This is a genomic window from Vibrio sp. V38_P2S17PM301, assembly GCF_009904845.1.
Classification (GTDB): domain Bacteria; phylum Pseudomonadota; class Gammaproteobacteria; order Enterobacterales; family Vibrionaceae; genus Vibrio; species Vibrio proteolyticus.
Genome location: NZ_WXWO01000025.1, coordinates 144,145 through 157,789 on the forward strand (window position 1 = coordinate 144,145; position 13,645 = coordinate 157,789).

General features: G+C 50.4%; 15 protein-coding genes. 10 read left to right on the forward strand and 5 right to left on the reverse strand.

Annotation, left to right across the window (positions count from 1 at the left end; genetic code table 11):
• Positions 1-10: 10 nt before the first annotated feature.
• From CAG64_RS05885 to CAG64_RS05930, 10 genes are read left to right on the forward strand one after another with little or no spacing between them, the layout of a single operon-like run.
• Positions 11-676, forward strand: coding sequence for a DUF7217 family protein (locus tag CAG64_RS05885; RefSeq protein WP_161447541.1), 666 nt, complete (start codon positions 11-13; stop codon positions 674-676).
• Positions 666-2,402 carry a phage tail tape measure protein gene (locus CAG64_RS05890; protein WP_161447543.1) on the forward strand — a complete coding sequence of 579 codons (1,737 nt, stop codon included), beginning with the start codon at positions 666-668 and terminating at the stop codon, positions 2,400-2,402. The genes CAG64_RS05885 and CAG64_RS05890 overlap by 11 nt, the downstream gene beginning before the upstream one ends.
• Positions 2,399-2,719: a DUF2590 family protein gene (locus tag CAG64_RS05895; RefSeq protein ID WP_161447545.1), complete on the forward strand. Its 321-nt coding sequence runs from the start codon at positions 2,399-2,401 to the stop codon at positions 2,717-2,719. Before CAG64_RS05890 ends, CAG64_RS05895 begins: the two co-directional genes overlap by 4 nt.
• Positions 2,710-3,909, forward strand: a complete 1,200-nt coding sequence (locus tag CAG64_RS05900) for a baseplate J/gp47 family protein (protein WP_161447547.1) — start codon at positions 2,710-2,712, stop codon at positions 3,907-3,909. The genes CAG64_RS05895 and CAG64_RS05900 overlap by 10 nt, the downstream gene beginning before the upstream one ends.
• On the forward strand, positions 3,906-5,285 hold the full coding sequence (locus CAG64_RS05905; RefSeq protein WP_161447548.1) for a hypothetical protein: 1,380 nt from the start codon (positions 3,906-3,908) through the stop codon (positions 5,283-5,285). The genes CAG64_RS05900 and CAG64_RS05905 overlap by 4 nt, the downstream gene beginning before the upstream one ends.
• A gap of 16 nt (positions 5,286-5,301) precedes the next feature.
• Complete coding sequence (locus CAG64_RS05910) at positions 5,302-6,885, forward strand: phage tail-collar fiber domain-containing protein (RefSeq protein ID WP_161447550.1); 1,584 nt, start codon at positions 5,302-5,304, stop codon at positions 6,883-6,885.
• Positions 6,882-7,739: a hypothetical protein gene (locus CAG64_RS05915; protein ID WP_161447552.1), complete on the forward strand. Its 858-nt coding sequence runs from the start codon at positions 6,882-6,884 to the stop codon at positions 7,737-7,739. Before CAG64_RS05910 ends, CAG64_RS05915 begins: the two co-directional genes overlap by 4 nt.
• Positions 7,736-8,308, forward strand: a complete 573-nt coding sequence (locus tag CAG64_RS05920; RefSeq protein WP_161447554.1) for a baseplate complex protein — start codon at positions 7,736-7,738, stop codon at positions 8,306-8,308. Before CAG64_RS05915 ends, CAG64_RS05920 begins: the two co-directional genes overlap by 4 nt.
• Positions 8,295-8,972, forward strand: coding sequence for a hypothetical protein (locus CAG64_RS05925; protein WP_161447555.1), 678 nt, complete (start codon positions 8,295-8,297; stop codon positions 8,970-8,972). The genes CAG64_RS05920 and CAG64_RS05925 overlap by 14 nt, the downstream gene beginning before the upstream one ends.
• On the forward strand, positions 8,960-9,895 hold the full coding sequence (locus tag CAG64_RS05930; RefSeq protein ID WP_161447557.1) for a hypothetical protein: 936 nt from the start codon (positions 8,960-8,962) through the stop codon (positions 9,893-9,895). The genes CAG64_RS05925 and CAG64_RS05930 overlap by 13 nt, the downstream gene beginning before the upstream one ends.
• Before the next feature lie 30 nt (positions 9,896-9,925).
• On the opposite strand, the gene CAG64_RS05935 is transcribed toward CAG64_RS05930, so the two are convergent.
• From CAG64_RS05935 to CAG64_RS05955, 5 genes are all read right to left on the reverse strand, one after another.
• Positions 9,926-10,789, reverse strand: a complete 864-nt coding sequence (locus CAG64_RS05935) for a cytotoxin (protein ID WP_161447559.1) — start codon at positions 10,787-10,789, stop codon at positions 9,926-9,928.
• Between the two features lie 1,184 nt (positions 10,790-11,973).
• Positions 11,974-12,843 carry a hypothetical protein gene (locus tag CAG64_RS05940; RefSeq protein WP_161448412.1) on the reverse strand — a complete coding sequence of 290 codons (870 nt, stop codon included), beginning with the start codon at positions 12,841-12,843 and terminating at the stop codon, positions 11,974-11,976.
• A gap of 20 nt (positions 12,844-12,863) precedes the next feature.
• The gene (locus CAG64_RS05945; protein ID WP_161448410.1) at positions 12,864-13,115 is read right to left on the reverse strand and encodes a hypothetical protein; all 252 of its coding nucleotides are present in this window, start codon (positions 13,113-13,115) and stop codon (positions 12,864-12,866) included.
• Positions 13,108-13,290, reverse strand: a complete 183-nt coding sequence (locus CAG64_RS05950; protein WP_161448404.1) for a hypothetical protein — start codon at positions 13,288-13,290, stop codon at positions 13,108-13,110. Before CAG64_RS05950 ends, CAG64_RS05945 begins: the two co-directional genes overlap by 8 nt.
• Positions 13,283-13,570, reverse strand: a complete 288-nt coding sequence (locus CAG64_RS05955; RefSeq protein WP_161448402.1) for a hypothetical protein — start codon at positions 13,568-13,570, stop codon at positions 13,283-13,285. Before CAG64_RS05955 ends, CAG64_RS05950 begins: the two co-directional genes overlap by 8 nt.
• Positions 13,571-13,645 lie beyond the last annotated feature (75 nt).

The following is a 13,645-nucleotide window of genomic DNA, read 5'->3' on the forward strand; positions in this document are numbered from 1 at the left end:
AGGTGTGATAATGAACGATGACCTGTATAACGAAATCCTACAAAACGGCCTGGGCTTAAACAGCCCAAGCCTGACTCTGACATCCAGTACGCTCACCACTCTGGGCAATGCCAATACCGCCGTTGACAGTCTGCCTATTGCCGCTCCTCCTGCCGATGGCGTCACCCAGGAACTGGTCGACGCAACACACGCCGCCATTAATGGTTCCCTTGTTTGCACAGCGGCATCACAAAACCAAATGCAGACACATTTAGATCAACTCTTTGCCACGATTAACTGTGCCTCCGGCGTCAATCGCATTGAAGACGTACAAGGCTGCGATTATCTAATGAACGCCACCGGCTCACTCCTGGGGGATATCGACGAGTTTTTAAACGGCATGACCACAACAGCGCAGCAGCAGATGGATGCTATTGCGCGGTACGTCTCCGGAGAGATTGACACAGCCGCCATCACTCAGATTTTAACCGACCTGAACGGCGCCTATGCCGGCTTTGAAAGCCGCATCAATGCCATTTTGGCAAGCGAGCTGACACTGATGTCAGACCTGACCAAAAAGCTGCAATCATCCAGCCTAGCCAAAAGCGTGTCACTGCTTTGGTCTGACCCCTGCGCCCAGGCGGTACTGGATCACACCTTATCGCCAGACATTAAGGACATCTTAAATGGCGTCTAATCAATTAAGCTTTACCGTTTGGCTAAACGACCGCACTCAGAAAGGCTTTAAAGGCGTACAGAAAAGCTTTGCTGGTCTGCAATCAATGGCCGACCGTTCATCAAAAGCCTGGCAAACGGCCGGAACCGGCGCCGCAGGCCTTTGGGCCAGTGGGGCGATGTTCGACGGCCTGACTGGACCCGCGCGAGAGATGAACGCCGCACGCGGTGAACTGATGTCACTGTTTAATGACAGCGCCCTGGGCGCAGACGCCGCGAATACCGTTCAAAACCAGGCCATCGTATTTTCTGAAACCTATGGCAAAAGCGCGTCTGATTTTGTCCGCGCTTCCTATGACATTCAATCGGCCATCGATGGACTCAGCGCAAACAACCTGGCCACATTTACGAACGCATCCGCCGTGTTAGCGACCGCCACCAAAGCCGATACCGCCACGATCACCAACTACATGGGCACCATGTACGGCATCTTTAAAAAGAATGCGAATGCGATCGGCAAGGATAAATGGGTAGAGCAAATCGCCGGTCAAACAGCGACGGCCGTCCAGTTATTTAAAACCACCGGTAGCGCGATGAATGAGGCGTTTGCCGGTGTCGGTGCAAGGGCTACTAACCAGGGCATCAGTGCCGCAGAGCAGTTCGCGATCCTGGGCTCCCTTCAATCCACGATGCAAGGCAGTGTCGCCGGCACCGCTTATGCGGGGTTTCTGGATGCGCTGCCTAATGCTCAGAAAGTGTTAGGCATCAGCCTTTCTGACGCCAACGGTAAAGCGCTTGGCATGGTCGAAATCATCGACAAGCTAAAAGCCAAATTAGGGGATGATTTAGGACTCAAGGAAATGGGCATCCTCAACACGGCTTTTGGCACGAACGCCGCCGGTATGCTCGGCAACTTATGGCATGACACCGATGCACTGAAAGCCAATATTGAATCATTGAACCGCGTTTCAGGCATGGAGCGCGCCGTGACGATGGCCAAAAACATTGCCGACCCTTATGCGCAATTAGGGCAAGCCGTGAACAACGTAAAAATTGTGTTTGGTCAGGCGTTAAGTGGCTCGCTGCAGCCCTTTATTAATTACATGATCGCCGGCGGTCAGACACTCAGACGCTGGATGAACCTCTTTCCTAACCTCACAAAAATGGTGGGCTATCTGGTGATCGGCATTGGGATACTCAGCGCCAGTATGGCGCTGTTATCCCTTGTCACCGGTGTCACTCAGCTAGCCTGGGTGGGTCTGACCGCTATCTGGGCGGTGTCTAAGTTCTTTATGGGTGGCATGTGGGCAGGTATCGCAGGCTTAACCAAGCTGCTCATTACGATGATCCCCGCCGTTTGGGGCGTCGGTGCGGCCTTTATTGCCACCATTGGATGGATCCCTATTGCCATCGTGGGTGTGATCACTGCCGTTGCGGCCCTATGGGCCTATTGGGATGACTTTATCGGCTGGCTCAGTGATGCCTGGGCAAAAGTGAAGGGATGGTTTGCAGATGGTGACGAGGCAACGATCGACATTGATGCACGGCGCGAAGCGTTGAATAAACGTCTGCCTGACGTCAACCAGACAGCGAACCTGGCTTCTGTACAACCGATACCGTCAAGTTACATCAATAACAATAACAGTAACAAAACGAATTCAAACACCATCGGCACGATGAACATTTATCCACAGCAATTGACGGATCCCAATGCCATCAATAACGCCCTGGCAAGGTGGTCATCATGACAAACCCCATTTACAGCGACCTACTGATCGTCAATGAGGACATCCTTTTAGACGATGGTCAAAACCCAGTGATAACCACCGACCGCGTTGTTATCGCCCAGGACATCAAACACGCGATCTTAGAAAGCGGACTGGCCGTTGAGCTTGTCGCAGAGCGCAGCCCGACAGAGATCGCCGACGTCGAACACCGAATTATTTTACTGGCGGAGGATGATCTCAGAGTCATCCCGGGCACCGGAAAAATTCAGAGGATAAACGACAAACGCCAGTTAACGGCGAAAAGCTACGACTTTGGAGTAATTGAAGCATGGCTATGACTCACGACCCAAACCAAGACTTTCAACAATTGGTAAAAAACGCCGACATTCCTACCGAGGCTGCAGAAGTCAAAGCGGTCTTTCAGCAGGAAGTCAAGGACCAGGGCTCACTTATCAACAATGACTCGACCTTCTCCCCGTTTTGGCGACTGATCGAGGCCATGATCACCAAGGCGTATTTCTGGCTTTTAACCTTTTTGATTACCGACATTTTGCCTCAGTCGTTTGTACGAACGGCCACCGGCTATTTTCTGGATATGTATTTGTGGTCAGTGAACCTGACCCGAAAAGACGCCAGCAAAGCCGAGGGCTACGTTATTTTTGAACGTGAACTCACCGCACCGGAAATCCTCTTGCCGGCTGGCTTTACCATTAGCACCGATCGCATTAATGGCGTGATGTATAAGTTGGTTACACTCAAAGAGGAGACGCTGCCTGCCGGTGTGGCGCAGCTCTCCATCCAATGCGAAGCAGAGGCCACCGGCGCCGCGTACAACCTGGGCGCCGGCTATTACCAAATCCCACAAACGCCACTCCCGGGCTTACTCAGAGTGTATAACCCTGCAGACTGGCTAACGCAGCCAGGGCAAGATAAAGAAAGCGACGCTGACGCAAGAGAGCGTTACAGAAGCGCTTTTCAATCGGTGTCAGGCTGGTTTATTGATGACAAATACAAGCTCATCATGTCGGAGTTTGGCGGCGTCAAAGCGGATCAAATATACATTGAGCACGGCGCACCACGTGGACCAGGCAGCGCCAACGCTTATATTTTGCTGGACAGTGGCATCCCTTCACAACCTTTCATTGATGCCATCAACAAAGCAGTGCGTGATGATGGCCATCACGGCCTGGGTGATGACATGTTAGCCATGGACTTGCCCGATGTGCCGCAAGACATCACTTTTGAAGTGCTGCCCGTGGCCAACCTGACCGACGCACAAAAGAGCACACTGTTTCAGGACATCGAGCAGTTGATCCGCTGTGCGTTTCGAGAAAACCAGGCTTATGAGCATGTCACTCAAACCTGGCCACAATCCTTATTCAGCTACTCCACACTCAACCAGGAGATCCGGAATCAGTTCCCACTCATCGAGACGCTGTACACACCAAACCGGGATTTTAGAACCGGCTTAGAGATAGCGCGAATCAACACGCTCACCCTGACCGAAACACCGAGGGCCGGCGTATGATGCACATCACTTTGCCGTTTTGGATGAGCAAAGGCGAGTTGAGGAAGCTCGCTGCAGCGTCACAATCTTTCTGGGAAAAAGTCGAAACATGGTGTCGCCTTTCATTGGGCAAGTTTGACCTGATGACGTGCGATCTCATCATCGTGGATTATGTCGCCTGGGAACGAAAAATAGAGCGTCTGGATGGTGAAGATGAACTGATTTACCGCAAGCGGGTTGATTATGCTTTCGTGAACGCAGAAGACGCCGGCATGACCGCAGGCCTGTATCGCATATTTGAGCGCCTGGGTGTCAGTGTTTATGACATTAAGGAACGACAGCCCGATCGGGACTGGGACATTGTGACCCTAGAGCTGGATCCGGAAGCATTAGCGGGTAAAAAGGATCTCATTAACTTATTGATTCAAACCTATGGCGCCACATGCCGGCGCTATGAGTACAACGTCACCAATAAGCTTGCCTTGACCAATCACTACGGACAAATGACCTGTCAGTACATCAGCAATGTCTGTCATTTTTTCCCAGAGCTACCGGGCATCACGCGCCAACCATTGAACCACGCCAACGTAAAACAGGGCCAGCAATACAGCTTTGCCGTGTTTGTTGATGACCAGGATAGCGATATTCACTATCAATGGTACAACTCGACCTCTGGAAACGAAAAGGGCCCGGTATCGCCTGATTTTGGGGGCAATACCGCCATGATGCGAGTCTCTACCGTCAATGCAGGCCGACATGGTTACTGGTGTAAAATATGGAATGAAGCCGGCGCGATAAACAGTGTGACGGCTTATGTCACCGTCGTTGCCCCTCCGACCGTAGAAACTCAACCTGTTGGTGCGAGCCTGCCCGCTGGCGAAACCGTCACGCTTACCGCCGAATTTAACGCCCATGGTAGCCAGCTGCGCTGGGAATGCATCAACCCAGACAATGATGTTGTGATTTCTTCTGGTATCGGCACGTCTGCCCGCTATACCAGTGAGTACCCGAATCAAGACACGTTCCCACGGCAGTTTGTTGCCTACAACGAATTTGATCAAATGGTTCGCACTGACCGCGTTGCGGTCATTGTCGGCCCGGCCCTGCCCACCATCATTGAACAACCTCAAGATCACCCAACGGTCGCAATCGGTGCACCTTATACATTTTCAATCGTTGCAGACAGCGGCGGCGGTACCCTTTCCTACCAGTGGTACAACCAATATGGCTCAGGCGGCTCTGTCATTGATTCGCCCATTCCCGAGCGATACGGCGGTCTGAGTGCCACGATGACAGTCAGCACAATCAACGCCGGTACTCATCGGTATTGGTGCCAGGTAACAAACGAATCTGGCTCAGTCGACAGTGATTTTGTTTATGTCACCGTCGAACAGTAAGAATGAAGGTATTAGTATGACGCAACAATTAACCAACGCATTAGCCACTTACAAAGCCCAACAGGAAGCCGCCGGCGAGCCGGTTATTTTAGATCAGGTGGTCTTTGCATTGATTCCGGGGCTGGATCCTTCGTTACCGATCGACCCTGACGAAACACTGCCGCCAGAAAACCAGATCCAGTATCGCTACGACATCCCCGAGAATAACAAAGGATTTATCAACCCGGATGCGGTGGTGTATTCGTGCCTATTGGGTACGGATATTGGCACCTGGAATTACAATGCTATCTATCTGGTCAACAGCGCATTAAACCTGGCCGGTGTCATTATCCACGAACCCGAGCAAAGCAAGGTTAAGGCCGACCCCTTAGCGGGCATTGAAGGCGACACGCTATCACGCAACCTCGTCACGACCTACAAAAACGCTCAGGCACTCACACAGATCAACGTGCCTGCAGAAACCTGGCAATTAGAATTCAATACCCGATTGTCCGCCATGGATGAGCGCGTGAGAAAAAACAACCTGACCGAGTACGGCCAGGCCGCGTTTTTGGAGGATGGCTGGAAAGTGTCGCACACGGCCGGCGCCATCACCGCCACCATCGAACCCGGCGCCGGCTACGTCGGCGGTTTAAAGTCGGTACTGACCACCGTCACACCACTGGATTTAACCCATGTGGTGTTCCCGAAAACGGTGTATTTAGTGGCCACTTTTCAAGGCCAGGCCAACAGTGAATGGATGACCATTAACACCCTTCGCATCGAGGACAGTCTGGCGCCCACGTTTATTGAGAGTGGCGTGACCTATTACGCTGCGCCCCTGGCAAAGTTGACATCAACGTCAGACGCCCAGGATTTACGCGCACTTAGCCGGACCGATGAAAAGCTTAAAGCGCTCAACTCAGATTATGAGCAGCGATTCTCCGACATGGCCCAGTCCATGAGTCAAATGCTCACCGTCATGAGACAGGTTGAGGGCAAACTGGGCCGCGTCAGGATCTATCAAAACACCGACATGGATAACGACTATTTGCCGATTGATGGCGCAACCCTCAATAAAGCGGACTACCCCGATTATTTTGATTACCTGGGCATCACTGAGGACACCTTAACGCTGCCCAACTGGGGCACCCACGGGTACTTGAGACAGTTTGCGGATGGCATTGACCCAGGCTCGCAACTCGAACAAGAGATTTTATCTCACAATCACTCTGCCAGTACCAACACGACCGGAAACCATACCCACACGATTAACAGCACCAATTTAGGCACAAAAACGACGTCCAACGCGTCGCCAGACATCAAACTGCTGGGGAACACAACCAAAGACGGATTAAGCCGCGCAGGTTCTATTATACGTGGTTTACTTGGTCGATGGTCCGGTGACGGCACGGAAAAAAATGCCGTATCAGGTTTAGTCAGTGGCACGACCCACAGTCATAGCGTCGCGCTGGGCTCTCACAATCACTCCATGGGGGGCAGCGGCAACCACAGCCATACCGTGACCGTGGACAACACTGGTGGCGAGGAAAACAGGCCAAGATCAACCGTGGTGGTGTACGCCGTCAAAGTGAAATACCTGGTCCCGGATAGCCTATGAACCGCATCACCTTTCCCCACGCAGCGCAGAGCATCCACGCGCAAGCGTCCGGCTTTATCGGGCAGTTAAAGTCACACGTCGCCAGCCAGGCAAGTCAACTGGATAAGCTATCACGCTCGCTGCATACACCGTCAGAATTGGCCGATTCTGCCGCCGGCCTGGCCGCATTGCGTGAACAATTAAACAGCTTGTTATTTTCTGGCTTTGCGGTTGCCCTGACGCCTTACCAATACCGGATAGGCACACAGCAGCGTTTATCTGCCGATACCGCGGCGACGTTTGCCGCCCAAAAACTGACCGAACAATACGATCCGGTCTCTGGCAAACATGGTTTAGCCCTGGTGATTACGGGCTCCACAGAATCCACGTTTGCCGCCAATCTATCCGCGATCACCACCTTGCTAGCTTTCCCTGAATGGTTAGCCGTCACGGATCACGCCCAAAAAAATGCCATCCTGGCCATCGAAAAAATGCAGATACCGGCTCGCCGGCTCAATCCCTACTGGCGAACGGATGATTATGCTTACCAGGCGCCATTGTCCACGACGCAGCACTATTTAAGCGCCGAGCTCGCACAAGCGCAGGCGTGCGCTGAAAGCGCCGTCTCCCCCGTGGAGCGCTTAAAGCAACTGGCCGCACTGCAGAGCCAAACAATGGATACACTCCTGACTGATGTCTCAAATTTCATCCGTCTTTTTCAAGGCCAATGCTACGCAGTCAGGCTGACAGGAACACCGGCAAACATGGCCAAACAGTTACGTGAAACCCGTATCAGCGCCGAGCCTTACAGCACCTTATTTTTGATGGTCAGTGACCAAGAGCCCACGTTTTTTTATCAGATGGTAAATGTATGACTCTGAGATTAAACAACCGACAGATCCGAGGAAAAGAGATCCGGATTAATATCAAATTGCCCTTTGGTGATTCAGACATGAGCGGAACGGGCAGCGGTACAGACGCCGCCGAAGAGGGCGCCAAAGCCAAAGAAATGACCGTGAACATGTTGATCCCATATTCTGCACCAGAATGGTTATCCGAGTTGGTCGATATGGCCGAATCCGTCGATGACAATGGCAGCCGCACAGTCTACCGACTTGGCCATGACGCCGCCGATGCGATGAAGTTTTATCAGGCTAAATTTGTGGGTGAGGTCGCCGTTGACGAGCAACAAGATAATCTCGCCTGGCTCGTTAACTTCTCCTTGCGAGAAAGGCTCTCCGTTCCAGAGCGGAAAACACAAAGAGAAGCCATCCCAGGCGCGACACAACAAACGCAAGGCGGTGACACGGCACACCCCGAAGACAGCGCCAACATCCCGCCAGAAACGCAGTTGAGCAGCCTGGAGCGCGTTTTTAAGTATATGGATGATCAACTCGGTCAATACATGAATGCGCCGGAGGAAAACAGCAGTGAAACTCAATGAACGACTATTCATTGGCAACCAGGAAGCAAAGCCGATCGATGTGGTGTGTAACCTGGCTTACCGCAGCCCTGGCACCGCCACCATTTTGACCAACATTCAGCCCAACATGAAACAAGTGGTTGCGTACGAATGCGGCTATAACAACACGCTGACGCGTTGGTTTATGGGGTACGTTGAAAGCTACAAACAAATCAACCAGGGCGCTTATTCGCTGTTCTGCAGAGAGCTGAGCGCCGCACTGCGTAATACGCTGCCGCTGGCCATTCAACACGCCACGCTGACCGATGTTCTGTCTACCGTGACAACGATAACGGGCTTGCAGTTCGTGGCCCCTGACAATGACTATGTAAAAACGCCCGCCCCCTACATCATCAATCACGGCACCGGATACACGCTGCTGGATGATTTAGGCGATGTCTACGGCATCAAAAAATACACCTGGCAACAGCAAGGTGATGGCCGTATTTTTGTTGGCTCCTGGTCCGACTCACTCTGGAACGGTCGCAACATTCCGATCCCGCATCAATATTTAGAAAACGCGCAGAACAACAGCGCTCAAATTCCCATGAATCCATTGTTACGCCCAGGCGTTTTAATCAATGGCCAACGAGTCAGAAACATTGAATTACACAAAGAAAAGATGCAAATACAATGGATGAGCTAATTGCACAAATCATCAGAAAACATTACCCCGAGATTGCCCAAGGCTGGCACGTGCCGGTGTGGGCTGTGGTCACAACCATCAATGAAAACAGTCACGAGGGCGATTTAAGCAATGCATTTCGCCCCAGATACGCTGTGAGCGTCAAGTTACTGGACAAGCAAGGTAATGAGACTCATGCGCCTGAAATGCCGAATATCGCCGTTTCGGGCTCATTCAGTGCCAGCGGCGGGATCATGCAACTTCCAGAGCCTGGCGCCATTGTGGAACTGAGCTTTGCGTTTGGGGACATCAACAAGCCTTACATCAGCACTGTTTTGCCTTATGGAACGACGCTGGCTAGTTGCAAACCCGGAGAGCTCATTACCCAGGCAAGAAAGGGCGCCCGAATGGCCATCGATGCCAGCGGCAATATTGAACAGACCACCGATCATCAGTTGCAGCAAATCAGCGCCAAACTGCATCAGATTGTGGGTCATATAGAGACACACGCCATCTCAAAAAACAGTGAGATAACCGCTCATGTCATCGAGAACATAGGGGGGAAGTATCAGCTCACGGCCCTTGGCGCGCTTATGATGTTGACCACTGGCCACGTTGAGATCGCATCCTTAGAGTCATTGAACCTCACCACGGCATCCGATCTCAATGAAAACGTCGCTGGTAAGAAGCAAGCGATTGCCGGCGAACTGATCTCAATGCAAGTGGAGAAAGGCGGCAAAATAAAGATCGGCAATGAAACGGTGAACACCATTGACATTCTTTACCAGCTAACAGACGTCGTGAACCAATTGGCGACCGCCTTATCAACGCATACCCACCCAGCCCCCGACGGGCCGACCGGAGCACCGGAAAACGCCTCAGAAATTGCAGGGCACGGCTCCCAGGCAAACGCCTTAGCCAATAAAGTAAAGCCGCTTGTTTAAGCGGCTTAATTAAAACTAAGATTCCACACCTTATTCCAATTTAGCTGGGATGGCCTGGTACTCTCGTTCAAAGTCAATGACCGTAATGTGCTGTTCGACCATGTCTCTTTGTTTGGCGTCCAACGGCTGCTCGTGAGCGACTGTTTTCATGTCCAATCCTCGGCTACTGTGGAATGCCCCACTGGCCTGCGCAATGACACTACCGCCTTGAACAACGTAACCACGTGTGTCGACAATATTGTTGCGAATACAGTCGTTAAAAACATTTTGAATAGGGATAAACCATAACCAGTGGTAGTCACCGTCATTGTTGAGCGCAACTTTGTTGTTAAACCAAATGGCTACGCACCCTTCCAACTTAACATTGCCAACCCAAGTCGTGGCAATATCAGTAAAAGACAAGTCGATCTGCCCCCAACTATGTGTATGAGGAGAAATCGGCACTGTTACTGACGCCCCATAGTTCGAGTCTTTTGTTGTCGTTGCACCTTGCATCGAAGACAGTGATACTTCGGTATTGTAATTAGTCTCAGCCCCCCCAACGAACGGGATACCAGCCTCAACCTTAACAGAGACGCCTACTTTTACTTCTTCCGTAACACTCCAAGTGAAAGAATCCTGCAAACCTTGCTGAAGATTGACGGTATGTTGGAGGACTTGGCTACTGCCATTTTCTACATCATACCGCCCCAGAAGAGCTGCGCCACCGTCACTTTGCACTGCGCTCGAGTACACGAGGTCTTTGGGCGCGGTTACATTGGTTTGATACTGCTTATAGTCCCTCGTATCTTTATTACGGTCATATTGCGTACTTTCCGTAAACCAGCAAGTCGTACCATACTGAGCTGTTTTCCATCTTCCCCAAGCATTGGTAATTGTATCTATATCAAGCATAACGATTCTTCCATAAGTGAGTGAGTCTACCGCGACGAAAGTCATGGCGATATCTTCGTTGCATGTTTGATGCACGCATCCAAACAATATGCAACAAGACTCACTTTAGGAGATGTTTTATAGAAATCAACAACCAATACAAACGAGTCTCACCAAAGCCAGAAAAAGAAAAAAATTTTCGCCGAAAAAACAACTCATCCCCCCCCACCTCCGAGCTTTCGTGACCTCTTTGCGCGAAAAATGAAAAGATCGAAAACTTCAGCGCCAGAGCTGGCCGCACAAGGGCTTTGGCGATGCATTTGAGTCGGAGCACGTTTCAAAATTGCCATCTTTTGAAATCGTTACAGAGCGTTAAAACTCACAGTGCCATGTAAGTTATTGAATCACTAGGAAGAAAATATTTTTAGGCTCAGGATATGAAAAATATTCTTATTTTTCCCACTCTTCCAAACAACTACGTATGTTCATAAAAATCAGATAGTTAGATGCAACTTCGAATAGTATGTCATTTTTCACAAACCCTACCTTCGTTTCGGTCGGCAATAAAAACATGCTCACAAGACGCCTGGACGAGTTTACGTGCAGAGACACTCAGATTTGTCTTTCCTCCTGCCAGAATCCAGGGGGTGTCGGGGGCTTGCCCCTGACGGCCGTCTTGGTTTCGTGTAAGCCTGGGTGTATATCGCCATGCTACAGGACTTAAACGCCCTAAGGCGCCAGCTCGCTTGCGAGCAAGTCGCGCCGTTGCCTTCCTTACCATCCGGCTTGTGGGGATAAGTATCACTGGTCATGCAACGGGTGGAGAGCAAAAGGAACTTATCCCCACAATGCAAGGAGTGGCCTACTCCAAAGAACAAATTATTTAATGATAGGAACTTAACGAGAGATATTGCATTTAACCATCACCAAAGTTGTATTTATCCTTCAAAACCCATTTGCATTACTTGTTAGTTAACATAGCAACGACCGAATCCGATGTGCATAACGATCCAAGTGGTCAAAAAAGGATCGGCGAAATGGATCAAAAAGTGGATCAAAAACATAGACTTGCACAATAATCGCCGCTACTATATCTAAGTAAAAATTTAAGACCAACACACTGATTTGATTAATAAAAAAGCGTAGCCTCTAATACGCTCTGTTATTAGTGCCACGCTCTTTTTTGTCAGGAGTGAATAGGTTGATCAACCTGGCGGTGCTTTTTCCCATCCAGACGCTTTCAGACGCCTCAGAACAAGGAAATTGAGTTCAGCGGTCGACATCCCCGCAATCTCCGATTTGGAATACTCTTTGTGGATTTGACGCGTGATTAATGCAACCGCCTCATCTCGCGTATTGCAGCGCTTTAGTACGATTGAGGAACGGAAGCCAAGCTTTAAAGATAAGCGTTCTGTGTGCTTCTTAAATGCATAGCCATATACACGATCGCGTACTTCCAGCAACAGCTCTTTTACGGACAGGCCCGTTTTCTCTACTTCCCTAAAATGCTTTTCATAGATTCGGTTGACGGCTTCTTCACTGCATCGACGTTCAAAAAACTTGTTGGTAACACGAAGAACCCGCGGAAGATAGACGCCGGTGTTTTTCAATATCTGGCCATTCTCATCGACTAGGTTAGGCTTTTGAATCAATCCCGCTCTAGGATCATTAGGAGAGGCTTTATCGCCAGGGAAAGCCTCTTCTAATTCGCCCAGTTCGATCAGGTCATGCAGATGTCTGCTCACGGTGGAAGTATCAACGCCGATTTTATCGGCATACTGCGCAATCGTGCCGGCAGTACAAAACGTGAATGTGCGTAAATCCAGATTACTGGCAATACACAAAATCAGATTGGTCATGTTTTTGCGCTTAACTTTGGTCGGATAGCTCTTACCTATTCCAAGCCAGGCACGCGCATAACCGGCCCAACCCGCGAACGCACCACCAAGAGACTGAACGACATTGCAGAAGTCCCACAACTCCTTAGGCATATTACGCGTGACAGACTTCCCCTCGGACTGGATAACCATTCCATAGTTAAAGTCTTGGATCAGTTCGAACTTTCGTTGCGCCATTCAATAAAGCTCGACGTGGGCTACTCAGACAAAGAACTGACGGCGTGTTGCCGACACTGATTCAATTGAGCTTGTATGTTCTGAGCCAATTGGCCAGTCACAACCCCCATAGGCAACCCTTGATGATCTTCTAGCACAACGGAGCCGGATGCCAATAACTTGATGGCACTACCACTAATCACTAGATCACCATAATGAAAATGAAACTCGCCACGCTTTTCAGTGATAGAAAAGGAGCTAGCGTCAATACATTCCGAAATAACACTAGTCATAAGTACCCACCTGCAAGCAACGATTCTCTTTAACCCAATGACGAGCTTCAACTACATTAGGTTCATCAAGACCAACATTACTGTTCATCTGGCAGGTCATATCATTACCTTTGGTATGGTCTGTTGTGGCCGGGGGCACGTCGATACTGAACCATTTAATAATGCCGTTACGCATAGCGAGCAACCTCTTCTTTTGCGAGATCGTAAAAGCTTTTCGGCACCTGGATATCCCACCCCGCAGCCTCAAGAGAGCTCACGATAAGCTGAGCCTGGTTGACATATACTTTGCTGGATTTGCCGACCTGCAGAGTTGGAATTGCTCCTCGCAAGTGCTGACTTTTCACCGCCGACAACGACTGACTCGTACGCCGAGCATACTCCTCAAGCGAGATTGGAAGCATGTCAGGTTGAATCACGATCACAGGACGATCGTCCATTTTCTCTTTTTTTGCCATTTCCTGTATCCTCTGAAAGTTTTACCCGGTGCAGTCGGGTGAACCTTCACGCAGTACCGAACTATTGGTACGGAT

Excerpts from the sequence above, each read along its gene's own strand:
- CAG64_RS05885 (WP_161447541.1), top strand. The coding sequence starts at position 11 with ATGAACGATGACCTGTATAACGAAATCCTACAAAACGGCCTGGGCTTA.
- CAG64_RS05890 (WP_161447543.1), top strand. The coding sequence starts at position 666 with ATGGCGTCTAATCAATTAAGCTTTACCGTTTGGCTAAACGACCGCACT.
- CAG64_RS05895 (WP_161447545.1), top strand. The coding sequence starts at position 2,399 with ATGACAAACCCCATTTACAGCGACCTACTGATCGTCAATGAGGACATC.
- CAG64_RS05900 (WP_161447547.1), top strand. The coding sequence starts at position 2,710 with ATGGCTATGACTCACGACCCAAACCAAGACTTTCAACAATTGGTAAAA.
- CAG64_RS05905 (WP_161447548.1), top strand. The coding sequence starts at position 3,906 with ATGATGCACATCACTTTGCCGTTTTGGATGAGCAAAGGCGAGTTGAGG.
- CAG64_RS05910 (WP_161447550.1), top strand. The coding sequence starts at position 5,302 with ATGACGCAACAATTAACCAACGCATTAGCCACTTACAAAGCCCAACAG.
- CAG64_RS05915 (WP_161447552.1), top strand. The coding sequence starts at position 6,882 with ATGAACCGCATCACCTTTCCCCACGCAGCGCAGAGCATCCACGCGCAA.
- CAG64_RS05920 (WP_161447554.1), top strand. The coding sequence starts at position 7,736 with ATGACTCTGAGATTAAACAACCGACAGATCCGAGGAAAAGAGATCCGG.
- CAG64_RS05930 (WP_161447557.1), top strand. The coding sequence starts at position 8,960 with ATGGATGAGCTAATTGCACAAATCATCAGAAAACATTACCCCGAGATT.
- CAG64_RS05935 (WP_161447559.1), bottom strand. The coding sequence starts at position 10,789 with ATGCTTGATATAGATACAATTACCAATGCTTGGGGAAGATGGAAAACA.
- CAG64_RS05940 (WP_161448412.1), bottom strand. The coding sequence starts at position 12,843 with ATGGCGCAACGAAAGTTCGAACTGATCCAAGACTTTAACTATGGAATG.
- CAG64_RS05945 (WP_161448410.1), bottom strand. The coding sequence starts at position 13,115 with ATGACTAGTGTTATTTCGGAATGTATTGACGCTAGCTCCTTTTCTATC.
- CAG64_RS05950 (WP_161448404.1), bottom strand. The coding sequence starts at position 13,290 with ATGCGTAACGGCATTATTAAATGGTTCAGTATCGACGTGCCCCCGGCC.
- CAG64_RS05955 (WP_161448402.1), bottom strand. The coding sequence starts at position 13,570 with ATGGCAAAAAAAGAGAAAATGGACGATCGTCCTGTGATCGTGATTCAA.